This window comes from Enterobacter sp. 302C9 (assembly GCF_034106085.1).
Taxonomy (GTDB): Bacteria; Pseudomonadota; Gammaproteobacteria; order Enterobacterales; family Enterobacteriaceae; genus Enterobacter; species Enterobacter asburiae_B.
On sequence record NZ_JAWNBW010000006.1, the window covers coordinates 120615 to 140221 of the forward strand.

A 19607-nucleotide genomic window follows, 5' to 3' on the forward strand; every position below is an offset into this window, starting at 1 on the left:
TTAGCGTTCGAATTGACCAAACTCTTGTTGTAATTGCCGGTTTACCGCCAGACGCGCCGGGAGCGCCTCACCCAGCGCCTCCACCACGCCCGACAGCAGCAGGTTGAACAGACAGCTCACGGGGGCAAGTGAATCCCAGAAGTGACCGGTATCGGTTTTCACCTGCAGTAAATCCATCGGGTAATCCCGCGCCCACGGGCACCAGATATCGGTGATTAAGGCCAGCGGAATGCCTTTCTCGCTGGCGACGCGGCAGTACTGGCGGGCCATCGCGGAGTAGGTGCGCGTATCGGTCAGCACGACGTACGGATGCGAAAACCCCGAGTTGAGGGATTCCACCCAGCTGCCGGAAGCGCCCTCCGAATAGCTCACGCGCGGGCGGAGGTACTCGAGGTGGCTGAAGAAGGCGTTGGCAATCCCGCGCGTGGACTGGATCCCCAGCACAAACACCGCGTCGGCGTGGGCGAGGTTGTGCACCACCTGACGGAAGGCGTCCGTTTGCGCCAGCTGGTACACCTGCGTGATGGCATCCACTTCCAGCGACAGGGCATGCTGAAGGCGGCTGGAAAGGGGGCGCTGCTGCTGCCAGGAGTCCAGCCGCTCGTTCATGCCCCAGGGCTGATACGGATCGCGCAGGCTCTTTTTGGCATCTTCCAGGTTGCGATACCCCAGCTTGCGCAAGAAGCGTCCGACGGTAATTCCGCTGGTCCCGCTCGCCTGACCGATGCTCTCAGCCGTTTCAAACGGGATTTGCGCGGCGTGCGCCAGCAGCCAGCTTCCGACCCGCTTTTCGCTGGGCGTGAGCTGGCTGAACGTCGCTTCGATACGGCTCAACATCTCGGGTTTCGTCGTCATACCGCCTCGCTGTTAACAGGCTGTCAATGGCCAAATTTTTGTTACCTGGTTAACAATGCATGACGCGTGCCATGTTCACAGGGCGGGTGAAACCCGCTGTGCAGTAAACTTCATGCAATATTTGTTTAACCAATGATCAACATTTGTGCAGCGTAGTTCACTTTTGGTGCACTGTCTGACGCGGCAGGTATGAATTTGGTGAATACGTCAGTCCGTTCACATTTTTGATAAGATAGATGTACTGTGAATATAAAAGGGATCCCGGCATGGCAAATCTGCCCTGGCGAGTCAGCGTGCGCCTGATGGCGCTTGCAAAGAAAATAGGGATGGTCGTCGGGATCATACTGATCGTCCTGCTGGCGGTGCGGGTGTATCTCTCGCAGCAGGGACCGGAACTGCACCTGTGGCATACCTGGCGGGCCGATGAGATGTCCGTACGCGAGATGGATAACGCCGATTTTGCCCGGTATATCGCCCGGGAAAACGCCATTTTCGCCGATCTTGATAATGCGGTGACGGCGAAAACAGAGGGCGAGGAACGCACGCCGTTAAACCGCTATTATCGCCAGAGCCTGGTATGGCCGGGACAGTTTACGCCCGATGCCAACCGCTCCTTTGTGCTGATGCCTGCCGGAAAGCCGCGCGGCGCGGTAGTGCTGCTGCACGGTCTGACGGACTCGCCTTACAGCGTCCGGCGGCTTGCCGTTAACTATCAACAGCACGGCTTTGTGGCCGTGGTCCCGCGTCTGCCCGGGCACGGTACCGCGCCCGGCGCGCTGACGGACGTCGACTGGGAGATGTGGCTCGCGGCAACGCGTCTTGCGGTGCGGGAAGCCACGCGTCTGGCGGGCGAGGCTGCGCCTCTGCATCTGGTGGGCTACTCCAACGGCGGGGCGCTGGCGATGAAATACGCCCTCGATGCGCTGGACGCGCCTGCGCTGCGTAAACCGCAGCAGGTGATACTGCTCTCACCGATGATCGGCGTGACGGCCTTTGCGCGCTTTGCCGGTTTCGCCGGGTTACCGGCGCTGCTGCCGGCGTTTGCCAAAGCGGCGTGGCTGAATATCTCTCCGGAATATAACCCGTACAAATATAACTCGTTTCCGGTGAACGCCGCCCGCCAGTCATGGCTTTTGACGAAGGCCCTGCAGGAGCAAATCGGCCGCGAGGCGCGGGAGAACAGGCTGGCGAATTTGCCGCCGATCCTGGCGTTCCAGTCGGTCATGGATTCCACGGTCAGCACCCGCGCGGTGGTGACCGGCCTGTTTGACCAGCTTCCGGCAAACGGCAGCGAGCTGGTGGTGTTTGACATCAATCAGGCAGCCAGCTTCCGTCCGCTGTTCAAACCGTCGTCGTGGACGGCAACCTCGGCGCTGCTGCCGGTTGCGCAGAGGCGTTACGGTGTCACAATTATTACCAATGCCAGCGAGCACAGCTTCTCGACGGTGGCGAAAATCACTCCGGCAGGCAGCACCCGGGAGACGGTCGTGCCGCTTGCGCAGTCCTGGCCGCAGGATGTCTATTCCCTGTCGCACGTAGCGGTGCCGTTCCCGCCGGATGACGATCTCTATGGTCGTGAGCCTCGGGTGAAAAACCGCTACGGCATCAGCCTGGGGACGATTGCGCTCTGGGGCGAAACGTCCGTGTTGAGCGTCGGAAAAGAGGCGCTGATGCGGGTCACCTCGAATCCGTTTTACGATTATATGCAGGAGAGGATTAACAGCCGGATCGGGGACGGGGAAAAGTAACGTTCCCCTGCGGTGTGAATATGTTAGGTCGCATTGATTAAGTATGTTAAATAGTAGCTTCAAGGCACCTCTCTTTCTCATCGGAACCCATTTTTGTGCTGACGACTCTGATTTACCGAAGCCAGTTGAATTTATCCCGCCCCTCCACCGAGCTGCGGGAACTGGTGGAGCGCGCCCGGATCCGCAATGCCAGTCTGAATATCACCGGGGTTCTGCTCGCAAAAGGCAGCGACGTGCTGCAAATACTCGAAGGGTCGGAAGAGAGCGTGCTTAAGCTGTTCCATAAAATCCGTGACGACAAGCGGCACAGTGGAGTGGTAGAGCTGATGCGGGACTATGGCCCGCGCAGGCGCTTTGAAAACGTCGGTATGCTGCTGTTCGATCTGCAGACGCAGTCACCGAAAGAGGTGCTGCAGTCGGTTCTGAATTACAGCAAGCTGGACAGCTATCTCACATCCGATGACCGGGTGTTCAAATTTATCCAGACGTTTATCACGGGTAAACGTCCGGCCCTGTCGGGTGCACGCTACGTACCTGAAAAATGGACGCTTTCACCCGAGGTGTTGCCCTTTGGCGAACATCTGGGGCTGATGGCCAACCAAACCTGTCAGTTTGCGCTCCAGCCCATTGTTGAGCCCTCGGAAGGGAAGATCAGTTCGCTTGAAGCCCTTATTCGCGGCAACGAAGGCGGCAGCCCGGAGCATTTCTTCAGCGCCCTCGACCCGGACAAAATCTACGAAGTCGATCTCCAGACGAAGGCGTATGCCTTTGCTCTCGCGGAAAAGCTGGGCATTGGCAGCCATAAGATTGCGGTAAACCTGCTGCCGATGTCGCTGGTGAATGTTCCCAACGCCGTGGAATTCCTGGTCAGCGAGATAAAAAAACATGGGCTGCAGCCGGAGCAGGTAGTCATTGAAGTGACGGAAAACGAGATGATCTCCGGCTTCAACCAGTTCAATAGCGCCATCAAGCAACTTCGCGGTGAGGGGATTGGCCTGGCGATCGATGATTTCGGTTCCGGCTATGCCGGTCTTTCGCTGCTGACTCGCTTCCAGCCGGACAAAATTAAGATCGACCGGGAGATAGTTAGCGATATCCACCTCAGCGGCCCGAAGCAGGCGATTGTGCGCTCCATCGTCAGCTGTTGCTCCGATCTCGAAATTACCCTGGTGGCCGAAGGAATCGAGAAGATAGAGGAGTGGTGCTGGCTCGAGTCTGCCGGGATCCGGCGTTTCCAGGGCTTTCTGTTTGCCCGTCCGCAGCTTAATGGCGTCGGTGATATTCACTGGCCGCATCTGGTGCGTTAGCCAATTTTCCTCCCGCGTTATTTCCCCTTCGTCCTGCGTGTGCTTAAATAGCTAAAACGGTTTAACATAGTTTAGCTACGAGGATCACATGAAAAAAATCTGGGTACTTGGCGATGCGGTGGTGGATTTGCTGCCCGATGGAGAAGGCAGATTGCTGCAGTGTCCCGGCGGCGCACCGGCAAACGTTGCGGTCGGTATTGCCCGGCTGGGCGGCCAGAGCGCCTTTATCGGCAGGGTTGGCGACGATCCCTTCGGGCGCTTTATGGCGAAAACTCTCGCTGACGAAAAGGTTGACGTGAAGTCTATGCGCCTTGACCCGGCGCACCGCACCTCAACGGTGGTGGTCGATCTGGATGACCAGGGCGAACGCTCGTTTACCTTTATGGTGCGCCCGAGCGCCGATCTGTTTCTCGAAACCGCCGATCTGCCGACGTTCAGCGCGGGGGAATGGCTACACGTCTGTTCCATCGCATTAAGCGCAGAGCCGAGCCGTTCTGCGACGTTTGAGGCGATGGCCGCTATTCGCGAGGCGGGCGGTTACGTCAGCTTCGACCCCAATATTCGCCCGGATCTCTGGCCGGATGAGAACGCGCTGCGCCGCTGCCTGGAACAGGCCCTGCAGAGCGCCGACGTGGTGAAACTCTCCGTCGAAGAGCTGGCGTTTTTAACCGGAAATGTCGAGGTAAACGTCGGCCTGGACGCGCTGATGGCGCGCTGCCCGGCGCGTCTGGTGCTGGTCACCCAGGGAAAAGAGGGGGTGATCGCCTGGCATGACGGCACCGTGAAGCACTATCCGGCAACGCCCGTCGAGTGTGTCGATACCACCGGCGCGGGCGATGCCTTTGTGGCGGGGCTGCTCTACGGGCTGGCCGCCGGGCAGGATCTGACGCCGGTCATCGCCTTAGCCCAGCGCTGCGGCGCATTAGCCACCACGGCCAAAGGGGCAATGACCGCATTGCCGTGGCAGCACGATCTGTAATTCCTTCCTTCACTGGCCGCCATCCGGCGGCCTGAATTGTCGCCTCGATCACACTTACTAAAACGGTTTAGCAAAAAAGATTGCCGATCCAAAATTCAGAGGTTTAGTATCAGCAACCTAAACCGGTTTAGCAATTTAGCACGTTTAATGACTTCTTTTAGGGATGCGACAAAATGTATAAAAAACGCAGACTTGCCGTGATGATAGGCATGCTGGCCGGAAGTACCTCTGTTTTTGCCCAGACGGATATGACAAGTATCGAAGCGCGTCTTGCCGCGATGGAGCTGCGCCTCCAGGCTGCGGAAACGCGTGCGCAGGTGGCTGAGAAACGCGCCACCGATGCGGAACAAAAAACGCAGCAGCTGGTGGCCGCGCAGCAGCAGACGCAAACGACAGCCCAGGCGGTGGCGCAGCGCACCACAGCGCTGGAGAAGAAGGCGGATCAAAGCAGCGGGTTTGAGTTCCACGGCTACGCCCGTTCGGGCCTTCTGATGAACGATGCGGCCTCCAGCAGCAAAAGCGGTCCTTATCTGACCCCGGCCGGAGAAACCGGCGGCGCGGTAGGGCGTCTGGGTAACGAAGCCGACACCTACGTCGAGCTGAACCTGGAGCACAAGCAAACTCTGGATAACGGGGCGACTACGCGCTTTAAAGCGATGCTGGCCGACGGTCAGCGAACCTATAACGACTGGTCAGCCGATACCAGCGATCTTAATATTCGCCAGGCCTTCGCGGAGCTGGGCAACCTGCCTGATTTTACCGGCGCGCTGAAGGGCAGCACCTTCTGGGCGGGTAAACGCTTCGACCGCGACAACTTTGATATTCACTGGCTGGACTCCGACGTGGTGTTCCTGGCCGGTACCGGCGGCGGCGTCTACGACGTGAAATGGAACGAGTCGCTGCGCAGCAACTTCTCCATCTACGGCCGCAACTTCGGCAGCGTGGAGCAGACCGACAATAACGTTCAGAACTATATTCTCAGCATGAACCACTTCGCCGGACCGTTCCAGCTGATGGTGAGCGGCCTGCGGGCGAAGGATAACGACGACCGTAAAGACACCAACGGCGATCTCATCAAAACCGACGCCGCCAATACAGGCGTTCATGCGCTGGTCGGGTTGCACAACGAGAGCTTCTACGGCCTGCGGGAAGGGACAGCCAAAACGGCGCTGCTGTACGGTCACGGGCTGGGTGCGGAAGTAAAAAGCATCGGTTCCGACGGCGCGCTGCTGTCTGAGGCGGATACCTGGCGCTTCGCAAGTTACGGTGTCACGCTAGTCGGCGGCGGCTGGAGCGTTGCGCCCGCCGTACTGGCGCAGAGCAGTAAAGATCGCTACGTCAAGGGCGATAGCTATGAGTGGGTGACGCTTAACACCCGCCTGATTAAAGAAGTGACGCAGAACTTCGCCCTGGCGTTTGAGGGAAGCTATCAGTACATGGATTTAAATCCGGAAGGCTATAAGGACCGCAACGCCGTCAACGGCAGTTTCTACAAGCTGACCTTTGCGCCGACGTTAAAAGCGAGCAAAATCGGCGATTTCTTCAGCCGTCCGGAGCTGCGCCTGTTTGCCACCTGGATGGACTGGAGCAGCAAACTGGATCATTACGCCAGCGATGATGCCTTTGGCAGCAGCGGCTTCAACACCGGCGGGGAATGGAACTTTGGGGTCCAGATGGAAACCTGGTTTTAACCCATCACGCTCCCGCCCGGCGGGAGCGTTTCGCACATCATAAAAAGAAGTCAGGCAGAGGTATCTATGGATTTTAATCAAATCGCCCGCGAGCTTATTCCGCTGCTCGGTGGCAAGGAAAATATCGCCAGCGCGGCGCACTGCGCAACGCGTCTTCGTCTGGTGCTGGTTGATGACGCGCTTGCCGATCAGCAGGCGATCGGCAAGGTCGACGGCGTAAAAGGCTGTTTTCGTAACGCCGGACAGATGCAGGTGATTTTTGGCACGGGCGTGGTCAACAAGGTTTACGCCGCGTTTATTCAGGCGGCGGGGATTAGCGAATCCAGTAAATCTGAGGCCGCGGATCTGGCGGCGCGCAAGCTGAACCCGTTCCAGCGCATTGCCCGTCTGCTCTCCAACATCTTTGTGCCGATCATTCCCGCGATTGTGGCATCCGGCCTGCTGATGGGCCTGCTCGGTATGGTGAAAACCTACGGCTGGGTCAATGCGGATAACGCCATCTACATCATGCTGGACATGTGCAGCTCCGCGGCGTTTATCATTCTGCCTATTCTGATCGGCTTTACCGCCGCGCGGGAATTTGGCGGTAACCCGTATCTCGGCGCGACGCTGGGCGGCATTCTGACCCACCCGGCGCTGACCAACGCCTGGGGCGTGGCGTCCGGCTTCCACACCATGAACTTCTTCGGGCTTGAGATTGCGATGATTGGCTATCAGGGCACGGTGTTCCCGGTGCTGCTGGCGGTCTGGTTTATGAGCATCGTGGAGAAAAACCTGCGCCGCGCGATCCCGGACGCGTTAGATCTGATCCTGACGCCGTTCCTTACCGTCGTTATCTCCGGCTTTATCGCCTTGCTGATTATCGGCCCGGCGGGGCGCGCGCTGGGCGACGGCATCTCCTTTATCCTGAGCACGTTAATTGAACACGCGGGCTGGCTGGCCGGGCTGCTGTTCGGCGGGCTTTACTCGGTGATTGTGATCACCGGTATTCACCACAGCTTCCACGCGATCGAAGCCGGGCTGCTGGGCAACCCGTCGATTGGCGTTAACTTCCTGCTGCCGATTTGGGCCATGGCGAACGTGGCGCAGGGCGGCGCCTGTCTGGCGGTGTGGTTCAAAACCAAAGATGCCAAAATCAAAGCCATTACCTTACCGTCGGCGTTCTCTGCGATGCTGGGCATCACTGAAGCGGCCATTTTTGGTATCAACCTGCGCTTTGTTAAGCCGTTTATCGCCGCGCTGATTGGCGGCGCTGTGGGCGGGGCCTGGGTGGTTTCAGTCCATGTGTACATGACCGCCGTTGGGCTGACCGCTATTCCGGGCATGGCCATCGTGCAGGCCAGCTCGCTGCTCAACTATATTATCGGTATGGTGATTGCCTTCGGCGTGGCGTTTACCGTCTCACTGCTGCTGAAATATAAAACGGACTCTGAATAATGACGTTACCTTCCCGCTGGCCTGCGATCCTGCAGGCCGTTATGAAAGGTCAGCCGCGGGCGCTGGCGGATAGCCACTATCCGCAGTGGCACCCCGCGCCGGTGACGGGGCTGATGAACGATCCCAACGGGTTTATCTGGTTTGCCGGCCGCTACCACCTGTTCTATCAGTGGAACCCGCTGGACTGCGAGCATCGGTTTAAATGCTGGGGGCACTGGAGCTCTGCGGACCTGGTGCACTGGCAGCACGAGCCGCTGGCGCTGATGCCGGATGAAGAGTATGACCGCAACGGCTGCTACTCCGGTAGCGCCGTGGATAACGATGGCGTTTTAACCCTGTGCTATACCGGCAACGTCAAGTTCGATGACGGCAGCCGCACCGCCTGGCAGTGCCTCGCAGTGGAACAGCCGGACGGGACCTTTACGAAGCTGGGGCCGGTGCTGGCGCTGCCGGAAGGCTATACCGGCCACGTGCGCGACCCGAAGGTGTGGCAGCACGACGGGATGTGGTACATGGTGCTCGGCGCGCAGGATCTGCAAAAGCGCGGCAAGGTGCTGCTGTTTAAGTCAGCCGATTTGCACGCCTGGGCGTCCTGCGGGGAAATCGCCGGTCACGGGGTTAACGGCCTGACGGATGCGGGGTATATGTGGGAGTGTCCGGACCTGTTTGCCCTCGACGGAACGCACATCTTAATCAGCTGTCCGCAGGGGCTGGCGCGCGAGCCGCATCGCTATCTCAACACCTATCCGGCGACCTGGATGAGCGGGGCGTTTGACTATGCAAACGCCGCGTTCGATCACGGCGACCTGCGCGAGCTGGACGCGGGCTTTGAGTTTTACGCTCCGCAAACGACGCTGGCGGAAGACGGCAGACGCATTCTGATCGGCTGGATGGGCGTACCGGACGGGGAAGAGATGCTTCAGCCAACCCGGGCGCACGGCTGGATGCATCAGATGACCTGCCCGCGCGAATTACGCTATCGCGACGGCAGGCTCTGGCAGACCCCGGCGCGCGAGCTGGCGGCGCTGCGTGAAGATGAGCAGCGCTGGCAGGGGCGCGCCAGCGAGGCGCCGGACCTGGACGCGACGCGCCTGGACTTTGAGCTGGGCGCATCGGAGGTGAATGTCGATTTTGGCGGCGCGCTGCGTCTTACGGTCGATGAGCAGGGCATACGTCTTGAACGCGCGAGCCTGAAAACCGGTGAAACGCTGACCCGCTACTGGCAGGGCGACGTCACTCATTTACGCGTTCTCTGCGACCGCTCCAGCGTTGAAATTTTCATCAATCACGGTGAAGGGGTGATGAGCAGCCGCTATTTTCCTGACCATCCGGCCCGGGTGCGATTCGAAGGTGCGTCCGATATCACATTACGCTACTGGTCGCTGCGCGCCTGCATGATAGAATGAGGGTTTTGGCAGCCGGATCTAAGTCGTTGTGAGAAAAACAAAACGCGTCACCATTAAAGACATCGCGGAGCTGGCGGGTGTGTCAAAAGCCACCGCCAGCCTGGTCCTGAACGGGCGCAGCAAAGAGCTTCGCGTGGCGGAAGAGACGCGCGAGCGCGTGCTGGCGATTGCAAAAGAGCACCACTATCAGCCCAGCATTCACGCCCGGTCGCTGCGCGATAACCGCAGCCACACCATTGGTCTGGTGGTCCCGGAGATCACCAACTACGGTTTTGCCGTGTTTTCTCACGAGCTGGAAACGCTGTGCCGCGAGGCGGGCGTTCAGCTGCTGATCTCCTGCAGCGATGAAAACCCGGGGCAGGAGACGGTGGTGGTGAACAACATGGTGGCACGTCAGGTGGATGGGCTGATTGTGGCCTCCAGCATGCTTAACGATGCGGACTACCACAAGCTGAGCGAGCAGCTGCCCGTTGTCCTGTTTGACCGCCACATCAACGACAGCGCGCTGCCGCTGGTGATCACCGATTCCATTACTCCAACGGCGGAACTGGTGGCCGACATTGCGCGCCAGCACCCTGATGAATTCTACTTCCTCGGCGGCCAGCAGCGCCTTTCTCCGACGCGCGACCGCCTGGAAGGGTTTAAGCAAGGTCTTCGAGAGGCCGGCGTGGAGCTGCGCCCGGAGTGGATCATTCACGGCAACTATCACCCGAGCTCCGGTTACGAGATGTTTGCTGAACTCTGCGCCCGTCTGGGGCGTCCGCCGAAAGCGCTGTTCGCCGCCGCCTGCGGGCTGCTGGAAGGAGTGCTGCGCTATATGGGCCAGCACAACCTGTTGCAAAGTGATATCAGGTTAGCCAGTTTTGACGATCACTATCTCTACGATTCGCTGACGATCCCGGTGGATACCATTCGTCAGGATAACCGCCAGCTGGCGTGGCATTGCTTTGATTTGATTAGCAAATTGATCGAAGGGGAGACGCCGCAGCCGTTGCAGCGCAAGCTCAATGCCACCCTGCAGCGACGCTATAAGCCAGCGAAATAGCCCGGTTCGATACTTCAATAACTTTAATTAATTTAAGTTTTGGAATGGCCGATAACCATAAGGAATAATTCTCCTTGAGGTATTGGTTTATGTCGTTGAAAAAGTCGTCCCTGATCGTCCTGTTCTCGCTGCTTTTCTTCTTTGTTGTCAGCACTGTGACCAGCGTTGGCCTCATCATTAAAAGTAATAATTCCCTGGATAACGTCAACAAAGAGATCCAGGTTGTGCTGTCCATTATTGACCCCATCAACCATAGCCGTACGCTGCGCGTGCGGGTGATGGAGTATGTGAAGATGGTGGAAGCGGGCAACTCGGCAGACGGGGCTGCAAAGTTAACCGCCGTGAAGGAGGCGCTGACCAAAGCGGACCACGCCTTTGCGGCCTTTATGGCTTCGCCGCGTCTGACGGATGAAGCGCCGCTGGTGACTGCCTATCAGGACGCCTGGCAAAACTACCGCAACCAGGGGCTGGCGCCGCTGATCGATGCCGCCGAGGCGCACGATGTCGCCAAATTTAACGCGCTGATCCCGGAAGTATCCCGCCTCGACCGCCAGTACGAGATCGTTCTCGACCAGGTCCTTTCCGTCCACCAGAAATATGCCAAAAGCCTGAACGAGAATGCGAGCAGTAACTTCGTCTCTGGCCTTGCGATCATTGCCGCTATTGCCAGCCTGTTTGTGGTGGTGATTGTCGCCGTCAGCCTGCTGATGAAGCGCTTTGTCTTTGCGCCGGTCAACCTGGCGCGCGAGCACTGCAGCCAGATTGCGGCAGGCAAGCTGGACGTTCCGGTACCGGTCAAGGGGAGCGCACATAACGAAATCGATCATCTTATGAGCTCAATGGAGCAGATGCGTCAGGCGCTGCTGGCGACCATCGCCCAGGTGCGCGACGCGAGCCATACCGTAACGCATGCGGCGCAGGAGATTGCCTCCGGAAATATCGACCTGGCGTCACGTACCGAGCAGCAGGCTTCCGCGTTGACCCAGACGGCAGCGAGCATGGAAGAGCTGAGCGCGACGGTGGCGAACAATACCGACAACGTTTATCAGGCCGGGAAACTGGTGCAGGACGCGGTGAAAAATGCCCACACCGGTGAAGCGGTGACCCGTGAAGTCATCGACACGATGAATACCATCGCGGCGAACTCGAAGCGCATCGAAGACATTACCAGCGTGATTAACAGCATCGCCTTCCAGACCAATATTCTGGCGCTGAACGCGGCGGTTGAAGCGGCGCGCGCCGGAACGCAGGGCCGCGGCTTTGCGGTCGTGGCCAGCGAAGTGCGCACCCTGGCGCAGAAAAGCGCGGTGGCGGCTAAGGACATCGAGAGCCTGATTGCGCAGTCGGTCTCGAGCGTGAAAAACGGCGCGGAGCTGGTCAGCCGCTCGGGTGAGGTGATTGACTCGATTATTTCATCGGTGAATAAAGTGAATACGCTGATGGAGCAGATCTCCGTCGCTTCCGAAGAGCAGAGCCGCGGGATCAGCCAGGTCGGCCAGGCAGTGACCGAGATGGATGGCGTGACCCAGCAGAACGCCGCGCTGGTGCAGCAGTCCGCTGCGGCAGCGGCATCCCTGGAAGAGCAGGCGCAGCAGCTTTCGCGGAGTATTTCGAGTTTTAGTTTGCCGGTGCAGGCTTGATTGTATGAGGGGGGCTCCTACGGGAGCCTTTTTTGTATCTGGTGTAACCGTTTCTGTATAATTCAGGACGTTTCTATAGGCAGCACAAATATAATATTAATTATCACCAGGGAAAATTATGTTAATTATTTTTAGTGGGCTACCCGGCAGTGGTAAAAGCACCGTTGCAAAAATAGTTACTCAAAGGCTGGGGGCGGTCTATCTGCGGGTTGATACTGTTGAGCAGGCCATTCGTTCAGTCTATGAACCGGGTCAGGAAACGGGGCCGGAGGGCTATTTTGCCATCTATGGTTTAGCAAGTGAGAATCTTAAGCTCGGCTCCACCGTTGTGACCGATTCCGTTAATGATATTAACCTTGTGAGAGATACTTTTCGCAATATTGCTCTTTCGTTGAATGTCCCTTTCCTGGAAGTTGAAATTGTCTGCTCAGACGAAAAAGAACATCGTTATCGCGTGGAGCACAGAGTCTCTGATATCCCAGGGCTCACACCTCCTGACTGGAAACAGGTAAAAAACCGTGAGTATGCCCCCTGGGAGAGAGAACATCTCATATTGGACACCGCCCTGTTATCAGCGGCAGAGTGTGCAGATAAAATCCTGGAAATAAGGAATAAGATCGCTCTAAACCGGCCTTAAACGGTGAACAAGCGCCAGCAATTGCTTTCACGGGGCGTGTGAAAATACGCTCTCCGCAAAATTATTCATTCACCCCAGCAATATTTCCCTCCTTCATCCGTCTACCTCATCACAAGCCATAATCAGTTACTGTAAACGAGGTAAACACCATGAGAGATTTTGATATGCACGGCAGAGGTCACGGGCGCGGATTCGGTCGCCACCGTATGGGCAAGGGCTTAGTCATCGGCGCGGTGATTTTTATCGTGCTCGGCCTGGTGGTGATGACCCTGTGGAACGCCTTGCTCCCGGCCATTCTCGGCGTGAAGGCCATTGGCTTCTGGCAGGCGCTGGGCATTCTGGTGCTGAGCCGCATTCTGTTTGGCGGGTTAGGTTTCCGCCCGGGGATGTTTGGCGCGCACCGCCGCATGCACGAGCGCTGGATGAATATGACGCCCGAACAGCGCGAGGCGTTTATTCAGCAGCGCCGCGAAGGGTTTGGTCGCCACGGACGCGGCCACTGCGGCTGGCACGGTCATCGTGACGATAAGCGCGACGACGCCACGCCAAAAGCGCCGGAAGCAGAGTGAGCGAAATGAAAGCCGGGGAGGCGGGCGGATCCATGCTGATGTCGGCGCTCAATGCCTGCCGCGCCCGGCTGAAAGCCTTCATCCGCGGACGGACGTCCGTTCGCGATGATGCCGACGACATATTGCAGGAAGTGACGTATCAGCTGATGAAAGTGGAGCAGCCGGTCGAAAACGTTGCCGCCTGGCTGTTCCGCGCGGCGCGTAACGAGATGACCGACCGGGCGCGTAAAAAGCGCGAAGTGTCGCTCTCCGGCTATTTTACGGGCGAAGACGAGGAGGGGTTCCCGGAGGACGAGCTGGCCGAAACCCTCTTCGGCGTACCGCACACGCCGGAAGAGGAGTATCTCAAAACGCTGCTGTGGGAAGAGCTGGGGCAGGCGCTGTCTGATCTGCCGCCGCCGCAGAGGGAGGTGTTTGAAAAGACCGAACTCCACGGCTACAGCATTAAAATGCTGGCAGAGGAGACCGGCGCCAGCGAACAGGCTTTGTTATCCCGCAAGCACAAGGCGGTGCTGTTTCTGCGCACGCGGCTGCGCGACGTCTACGACGCGCTGACGGGCGAATAGCGGCGACAGACAAAACCTTACACTTCCGACACTTGTAGATTCATCACTATCGTTTATGATCGGGGCGTCTTGTTACTCTGGAACGTTATGCGCAACCGTCAGCTCCTCGGAAAATGGCTTTTGATCGTCACCTGTCTCGCGATGGCGCTTTGCCTCGTGCAGCGTGCGGTGATGCTCAACCATTTTTTACAGGGACTGGATCCGCAAATTTCTCTGAGTGCAGATGCCCCGGCTCAAAGCAGCAACACTGAACAGCCCGGCCCGTCGCCCTGTCAGCTGGGCGCACACTCGCTGCTTTGTGCGCAGCCGCTGTTCTTCGACGGCGCGCTACCGGCCATTATCATCTTCTTCGCGCTGCTGCAGCTGCTTACGCAGGGGCGGGTATTGGCTCCCGCGGAACAGCCCGTTCAGGCACCGCCTCCCCGAATACACCTTAAAAACTGCGTTTTCCGTGAATGAAAATCATCGTCCTCTCACGATAATTTTCACTGTTCACGGAGTAAAACATGGTTAACCTCTTCAGGGGATTCGTCTTCCTGTGGCTGTCCTGCATCGGCATTGCCCATGCGGCGGACACAGGCTGGCTGGTTTCCCCCCAAAACGATCACGCCCGCATCCGCTTTCAGGCGGAGAGGGAGCAAACGCACGTTAAAGGTCTGCTCACCGTTGAGCTAAAGCCCGGCTGGAAAACCTACTGGCGATCGCCGGGCGAGGGCGGCGTCGCGCCGAAAATCAGCTGGCCGGAGGGCGTAACGGATAGCTGGTCCTGGCCGGTCCCGTCGCGCTTCGATATCTCCGGCATGACCACGCAGGGCTATCACGACAAGGTCACTATCCCGATTACGCTCGACGGAGTGAAGGGCGACACGCTCGACGGGACGCTCACGCTTTCCACGTGCAGTAACGTCTGTCTGCTGACGGACTACCCGCTGCACCTCGATTTTACCCAGCCGGTGGATGAGGGCTTCCGTAGCGAGTTCGAGCAGGCGATGCGTGCCGTGCCCGGTACGTCAGGCGTATCCAGGGATCTCTCCGCGTGGCTCTCTGGCGACAAGCTGGTGATTACCGGTACGACGGACGGGAAGTGGGATAATCCGGGGATCTACTTTGACCCGCTGGAAGGTGACATTCTTCCCGGCGAGCCGGTCATCAAACACGACGGCAATACGCTTCGGGTGACGGTACCCCTGACCGACGAATGGGGAGACAAGCCCGCCTCGCTGGAAGGCAAGAGGCTGTCGTTTGTGCTGACCAGTGGCGGCAATGCGCAGCAAACCACCATGACCGTTGGCGCGACGCCTGCTGCACCTTCTGCGCCTGAAGGGACGGGCAAAATGGTGCTTTTTGCGCTGCTGGGCGGGCTGATCCTCAACCTGATGCCCTGCGTGCTGCCGGTCATGGGCATGAAGCTTAACAGCATCCTGCAGGCGGGTTCGGACAGGCGCGCGATCAGGCTGCGCTTTCTGGCCACCAGCGCCGGGATCCTCACCTCCTTTATGCTGCTGGCGGGGATGGTGACCGCGCTTAAGCTGGCCGGGGCGTCGCTGGGGTGGGGCATTCAGTTCCAGAACCCGTGGTTTATCGGCCTGATGGTCGCCGTCACCTTCCTGTTTGCGCTGAACCTGTTTGGCGCGTTTGAGATGCTGCTGCCTTCCGCCGCCACGGGACGGCTGGCAACGGCAGGAGGATCCGGGATTGGCGGCAGCTTCTGCGAAGGGATGTTCGCCACGCTGCTTGCCACGCCGTGCTCCGCGCCGTTCCTCGGTACGGCGGTCGCCTTTGCCCTTGGCGCGCCGCTACACTCCCTGTGGCTGATCTTCCTGATGCTCGGCGTGGGCATGAGCCTGCCGTGGCTGTTTGTCGCCCTGGTGCCGAAAACGGCCATGCTGCTGCCGAAACCCGGCCGCTGGATGAACACGCTAAAAGTCGTTCTGGGCCTGATGATGCTCGCCTCCAGCCTCTGGCTGGCAACATTGTTGAGCGTGCATCTGGGCGAGGCGGTCAGCCAGATTGTGATGCTGGTGCTCATCGCCGTCGCGCTGGCGCTGTTCGCGCTGAAGGGGCAAAAATCCTCACCGCTGTTCTGGCTCGTGGTTATCGCGCTGTCGGCGTTTGGTGGGTATCAGGCGCGCGGGCTGCTTAACGCGCCGCCTGCCGCTCCGGCACAAAATGCTGCGCAGACCATCCCGTGGCAGCCGCTCAGCGAGGAGGCCATCCAGCAGGCGCTGGTGCAGGGAAAACGGGTGTTTGTGGATATCTCGGCGGACTGGTGCGTGACCTGCAAAGTTAACGAGCATCGGGTGCTGAATCAGCCGGACGTTATTGCCGCGCTGCGCCAGCCGGACGTGGTGGCCCTGCGCGGAGACTGGAGCCAGCCGTCCGCGTTTATCGCGGATTTCCTGGCGAAGCGAAACCGTTACGCTATTCCGTTTAACGCGGTGTATGGCCCCGGCCTGCCTGAGGGCGAAATCCTCTCGCCGCTGCTGGACAAGCGCACCCTCATCACCACCCTGAACAACGCAAAAGGCTAACTGTGTTATGAAAAAATTCCTTATTACGCTTCTGCTCCTGCTGGCGCCGGTTCAGGTGTTCGCTGCCCAGCCGCTGACGCCGGACCAGGAGCAGCGGGCGCAGAAGATCATCGCTGATTTCCTGTTTAACGATCCAAACTCTCCGCGCATCGGCGCGAAAAACCCCAAACTCACCCTGGTGGTGTTTACCGACTACAACTGTCCGTACTGTAAAAAATTCGATCCGTACCTGGAGAAGATTGTCGAAAAACACCCGGACGTGGCGGCGGTCTTTAAGTTTTTACCTTTCCGCTCGGAAAGTTCGCTGACCGCCGCGCGCGATGCGTTAACGCTCTGGCGTCAGGAGCCCGGGCAGTTTATGAAGCTTAACCACACTCTGATGGCGAAGAAGGGCTACCACGATGACGCCAGCATTCAGGAGGCGCAGAAGCGGGCGGGCGTGAGCGTCGCGACGCCGGATGAGGAGAGCCTGATGACGATCAAGCGCAGCCTGATTGTCGCGGAAAAAATGGGGATCCAGGGCACGCCCGCCACGCTCATCGGCGAGGGACTGCTGCCCGGCTGGGTGCCGTTTGAACAGTTCGACGAAATGGTCAGTGACGCACTGAAAAACCGCTAACCTGAAGGGGGCGGAATGCCCCCGACAAACCGGAGAGGGAAATGAAAAAATTACTGTTACTTTCAGCGCTGACGGCGTCAGGGCTGGCGCAGGCGGCTGAAGCCATACCGGACGTGGTGAAGCACTTCGGCGAGCAGCAGAACATTAAAATCATCAAGAAGCTGGATGCGCCCGGCGGCGCGCCCGCCTGGCTTGGGCAGTATCAGGACATGGGCGTAACGCTCTTTTTAACCCCGGATGGCAAGCATGTCATTTCAGGCTATCTGTACGATGATAAAGGAAAAAACCTCAGCGAAGGCTATTTCCAGAAAGAGATCTACGCCCCGATGGGCCGCGAGATGTGGAAGAACCTCAACGCGGCGCATCCCCTGAAGGAAGGAGCGGATAACGCCCCGCGTAAGGTCTTTGTCTTCGCCGATCCGTTCTGTCCGTACTGCAAGCAGTTCTGGGCTGAAGCGCAGCCGTGGGTGAAGGCGGGCAAGGTTCAGCTCAACACGCTGCTGGTGGCGTTTCTCAACCCCAACAGCGGACGCAACGCCTCAGCGATTCTGAATGCGAAAGATCCGGTTTCGGCCTGGCGCGAATACGAACTGTCCAGTGGGAAAAAATTACCGAAGCCAGAGGGCGAGGCTTCCCGCGAAACGGTAGCGATCCTGCAGAAGCACCAGACGCTGATGGACAGCCTGGGCGCTAACGCCACGCCGGCCATTTACTATCTGAATGCGGAAAATGAGCTGCAGCAGGTGGTCGGTATGCCGGATGCGCAGCAGCTTGAGGCGATGTTCGGGCCGAAGCCGTAAAAAACAGGCAGAAACGGGGCGTTTCTGCCTGATGGCATTTAGCTTCCCCAGCGTCCTTTCAGGTAGTTCACCGCCTGCTGGGTCTGCGGCTGGTTCAGGTAATCTTCCCGGAACAGGATGGTGCCGTTCACGTTGGGCAGCGAATCGTTGAGATCGAGCTGCTTTTTCAGCTCCGGCACGCCGCCCTGAACCGTCCAGTCCGGCTCGTTTCTCGACGGCTCGCCCACCTTGTAGAACGCAATGCCGATATACAGGCGAGTGTGGGTCGGCTTCACGACGTCGGCCCACCATTTGGTCAGCACGTCGTAGCGCGCGGCGTCCCGGGAGAAGGGCCAGTAAATCTGCGGAGCGATGTAGTCGAGCAGGCCCTGCTGAACCCACTGCCGCGTATCGGCGTAGGATTCATCGTAGGCCGCGGCGCCGCGGGTGTCCGAGCCTGCCGGGTCAAACGAACGGTTACGCCACACGCCCGCCGGGCTGACGCCAAACTCAACGTCGGGCCTGGTCTGTTTAATCGCGCGGGAAACCTGGACGATCAGCTGCTGCGTATTGTGTCTACGCCAGTCTGCCTTTGAGGCAAATCCCTGGCCGTACTGCCGCCAGGTCTGCGAATCATTGAGCGCGGACCCCGGCGATTCGGCGTAAAAATAATCATCGAACTGCACGCCGTCTACCGCGTAGTTCGCCACCACTTCGGTCACCACTTTGGTTATCCAGTCGCGCACTTCCGGAATGCCGGGGTCGAGCACAAAGCGATCGCCCGAGATGCGCACCCACTCAGGGTGCTGGACATAGACGCTGGACGGGGTCTGATAGGCGGTCCGGTTCAGGGCGGCGATGGTTGACGGCTTAGTGTTGGTCGACACGCGGTACGGGTTGAACCAGGCATGCACTTTCATGCCGCGCTTGTGCGCTTCATCCAGCATAAACTGCAGCGGATCGTATCCCGGATACTCGCCGATGTTGCCCGTCAGCATATCCGACCACGGCAAAATTTTTGATGACCAGAGGGCCGTGCTGTCCGGCTTCACCTGGAAAAACACAGTGTTAATGCCGAGGCGCTTAAGGTTGTCGAGCTTGCTTGTCAGCGCCTGCTTTTGCATCGCGATGCGCTGGTCCGCGCTGCGGCCGTTCACCGAGGCTACCGGCGGCCAGTCGAGACGAGAGACGGTTGCCAGCCAGATCCCGCGCATCGGCTCGTTTGCCTGCTGCGTCGGTTTGCTCGCGGTGGGAAGAGGGGTAACCAGTGATTTCGGCGGTTTGGAGGAGCAGCTCACAAGTAAAAGCGCGCAGGCAGCCAGCGCACCAATCCGTTTTACGTGTCGCGTCATTTGCGTATTAGCTCTTGATAATCCGACTGTTGGCCCAGGGATTAAACGCGGGCGCCGCCTGTTCTGTGCTTACCTCATCGTTGAGGGAGTCCAGATACAGGGCTTCCACTTCCGCGCGCGCCCACGGGGTGCGGCGCAGAAATTTCAGGCTCGATTTAACGCTGGGATCTTTTCTGAAACAGTTAATTTTGATTCGGTCGCCCAGTTCGCTCCAGCCGTATTTTGCCACCAGGGCATTGACCATCATCTCCAGCGTTACGCCATGCAAAGGATCTTTGGAAATATGTGCAGTCATAGGTGTCCGGATGTCTCAATGTTTGTGGGGGCAGGGTTTCCGGTGAAAGGGTACAAGAAAGCAGGGGAAGCGGCAATAATATCAAGATCCCCCTTTTTTTGGGCATTAGTTCTCTTCTAACTATTTGTATAATCAATAGAGTAACAATGAA

Annotated in this window: 18 protein-coding genes; 15 read left to right on the plus strand and 3 right to left on the minus strand. The window is 58.6% G+C overall.

Annotation, left to right across the window (positions count from 1 at the left end):
- Positions 1-855 (minus strand): MurR/RpiR family transcriptional regulator, encoded by an 855-nt coding sequence (locus tag UR289_RS13700; RefSeq protein WP_033145617.1) that lies wholly within the window; start codon positions 853-855, stop codon positions 1-3.
- Between the two features lie 266 nt (positions 856-1121).
- On the opposite strand from UR289_RS13700, the gene UR289_RS13705 reads away from it, so the two are divergent.
- The 15 genes from UR289_RS13705 to dsbG all read left to right on the plus strand — a co-directional run bounded on the left by UR289_RS13705 (position 1122) and on the right by dsbG (position 17830).
- Entirely contained in the window at positions 1122-2603 is a 1482-nt protein-coding gene (locus UR289_RS13705; RefSeq protein WP_320710489.1) for an alpha/beta hydrolase, read from the plus strand.
- 95 nt (positions 2604-2698) lie between these two features.
- Positions 2699-3910: a diguanylate phosphodiesterase gene (locus tag UR289_RS13710; protein WP_143346973.1), complete on the plus strand. Its 1212-nt coding sequence runs from the start codon at positions 2699-2701 to the stop codon at positions 3908-3910.
- An 88-nt stretch (positions 3911-3998) separates the two neighbouring features.
- A complete protein-coding gene (locus UR289_RS13715) occupies positions 3999-4889 on the plus strand; it encodes an aminoimidazole riboside kinase (protein WP_143346974.1) in 891 nt (296 codons plus the stop codon).
- Between the two features lie 173 nt (positions 4890-5062).
- Positions 5063-6580 carry a carbohydrate porin gene (locus UR289_RS13720; RefSeq protein ID WP_320710493.1) on the plus strand — a complete coding sequence of 506 codons (1518 nt, stop codon included), beginning with the start codon at positions 5063-5065 and terminating at the stop codon, positions 6578-6580.
- A gap of 66 nt (positions 6581-6646) precedes the next feature.
- Entirely contained in the window at positions 6647-8017 is a 1371-nt protein-coding gene (locus UR289_RS13725; RefSeq protein ID WP_048974816.1) for a sucrose-specific PTS transporter subunit IIBC, read from the plus strand.
- Complete coding sequence (locus UR289_RS13730) at positions 8017-9423, plus strand: sucrose-6-phosphate hydrolase (RefSeq protein WP_167818578.1); 1407 nt, start codon at positions 8017-8019, stop codon at positions 9421-9423. The genes UR289_RS13725 and UR289_RS13730 overlap by 1 nt, the downstream gene beginning before the upstream one ends.
- A 28-nt stretch (positions 9424-9451) precedes the next feature.
- A complete protein-coding gene (locus UR289_RS13735; protein WP_320710496.1) occupies positions 9452-10468 on the plus strand; it encodes a LacI family DNA-binding transcriptional regulator in 1017 nt (338 codons plus the stop codon).
- A gap of 89 nt (positions 10469-10557) precedes the next feature.
- Positions 10558-12108: a methyl-accepting chemotaxis protein gene (locus UR289_RS13740; protein WP_064672574.1), complete on the plus strand. Its 1551-nt coding sequence runs from the start codon at positions 10558-10560 to the stop codon at positions 12106-12108.
- A 118-nt stretch (positions 12109-12226) separates the two neighbouring features.
- Positions 12227-12745: an AAA family ATPase gene (locus tag UR289_RS13745; protein ID WP_069302856.1), complete on the plus strand. Its 519-nt coding sequence runs from the start codon at positions 12227-12229 to the stop codon at positions 12743-12745.
- Between the two features lie 149 nt (positions 12746-12894).
- Entirely contained in the window at positions 12895-13314 is a 420-nt protein-coding gene (locus UR289_RS13750; protein ID WP_126795444.1) for a hypothetical protein, read from the plus strand.
- A gap of 5 nt (positions 13315-13319) precedes the next feature.
- Positions 13320-13880, plus strand: a complete 561-nt coding sequence (locus tag UR289_RS13755) for an RNA polymerase sigma factor (protein ID WP_320710594.1) — start codon at positions 13320-13322, stop codon at positions 13878-13880.
- Positions 13881-13967: 87 nt separating this feature from the next.
- The gene (locus tag UR289_RS13760; RefSeq protein WP_087822620.1) at positions 13968-14339 is read left to right on the plus strand and encodes a hypothetical protein; all 372 of its coding nucleotides are present in this window, start codon (positions 13968-13970) and stop codon (positions 14337-14339) included.
- Between the two features lie 47 nt (positions 14340-14386).
- Positions 14387-16411: a protein-disulfide reductase DsbD family protein gene (locus UR289_RS13765; RefSeq protein WP_320710500.1), complete on the plus strand. Its 2025-nt coding sequence runs from the start codon at positions 14387-14389 to the stop codon at positions 16409-16411.
- A gap of 7 nt (positions 16412-16418) precedes the next feature.
- Complete coding sequence (locus tag UR289_RS13770; protein WP_320710502.1) at positions 16419-17030, plus strand: DsbA family protein; 612 nt, start codon at positions 16419-16421, stop codon at positions 17028-17030.
- Between the two features lie 41 nt (positions 17031-17071).
- On the plus strand, positions 17072-17830 hold the full coding sequence (gene dsbG, locus UR289_RS13775) for a thiol:disulfide interchange protein DsbG (protein WP_320710504.1): 759 nt from the start codon (positions 17072-17074) through the stop codon (positions 17828-17830).
- 38 nt (positions 17831-17868) lie between these two features.
- Here dsbG and UR289_RS13780 read toward each other — a convergent pair whose 3' ends face one another.
- Positions 17869-19161, minus strand: a complete 1293-nt coding sequence (locus UR289_RS13780) for a glycoside hydrolase family 10 protein (RefSeq protein ID WP_033145604.1) — start codon at positions 19159-19161, stop codon at positions 17869-17871.
- A 7-nt stretch (positions 19162-19168) separates the two neighbouring features.
- The gene (locus UR289_RS13785) at positions 19169-19456 is read right to left on the minus strand and encodes a VF530 family DNA-binding protein (RefSeq protein ID WP_033145603.1); all 288 of its coding nucleotides are present in this window, start codon (positions 19454-19456) and stop codon (positions 19169-19171) included.
- Positions 19457-19607 lie beyond the last annotated feature (151 nt).

Excerpts from the sequence above, each read along its gene's own strand:
- UR289_RS13755 (WP_320710594.1), top strand. The coding sequence starts at position 13,320 with ATGAAAGCCGGGGAGGCGGGCGGATCCATGCTGATGTCGGCGCTCAAT.
- UR289_RS13765 (WP_320710500.1), top strand. The coding sequence starts at position 14,387 with ATGGTTAACCTCTTCAGGGGATTCGTCTTCCTGTGGCTGTCCTGCATC.
- UR289_RS13705 (WP_320710489.1), top strand. The coding sequence starts at position 1,122 with ATGGCAAATCTGCCCTGGCGAGTCAGCGTGCGCCTGATGGCGCTTGCA.
- dsbG (WP_320710504.1), top strand. The coding sequence starts at position 17,072 with ATGAAAAAATTACTGTTACTTTCAGCGCTGACGGCGTCAGGGCTGGCG.
- UR289_RS13780 (WP_033145604.1), bottom strand. The coding sequence starts at position 19,161 with ATGACGCGACACGTAAAACGGATTGGTGCGCTGGCTGCCTGCGCGCTT.
- UR289_RS13730 (WP_167818578.1), top strand. The coding sequence starts at position 8,017 with ATGACGTTACCTTCCCGCTGGCCTGCGATCCTGCAGGCCGTTATGAAA.
- UR289_RS13785 (WP_033145603.1), bottom strand. The coding sequence starts at position 19,456 with ATGACTGCACATATTTCCAAAGATCCTTTGCATGGCGTAACGCTGGAG.
- UR289_RS13725 (WP_048974816.1), top strand. The coding sequence starts at position 6,647 with ATGGATTTTAATCAAATCGCCCGCGAGCTTATTCCGCTGCTCGGTGGC.
- UR289_RS13745 (WP_069302856.1), top strand. The coding sequence starts at position 12,227 with ATGTTAATTATTTTTAGTGGGCTACCCGGCAGTGGTAAAAGCACCGTT.
- UR289_RS13760 (WP_087822620.1), top strand. The coding sequence starts at position 13,968 with ATGCGCAACCGTCAGCTCCTCGGAAAATGGCTTTTGATCGTCACCTGT.
- UR289_RS13715 (WP_143346974.1), top strand. The coding sequence starts at position 3,999 with ATGAAAAAAATCTGGGTACTTGGCGATGCGGTGGTGGATTTGCTGCCC.
- UR289_RS13750 (WP_126795444.1), top strand. The coding sequence starts at position 12,895 with ATGAGAGATTTTGATATGCACGGCAGAGGTCACGGGCGCGGATTCGGT.
- UR289_RS13740 (WP_064672574.1), top strand. The coding sequence starts at position 10,558 with ATGTCGTTGAAAAAGTCGTCCCTGATCGTCCTGTTCTCGCTGCTTTTC.
- UR289_RS13700 (WP_033145617.1), bottom strand. The coding sequence starts at position 855 with ATGACGACGAAACCCGAGATGTTGAGCCGTATCGAAGCGACGTTCAGC.
- UR289_RS13720 (WP_320710493.1), top strand. The coding sequence starts at position 5,063 with ATGTATAAAAAACGCAGACTTGCCGTGATGATAGGCATGCTGGCCGGA.
- UR289_RS13770 (WP_320710502.1), top strand. The coding sequence starts at position 16,419 with ATGAAAAAATTCCTTATTACGCTTCTGCTCCTGCTGGCGCCGGTTCAG.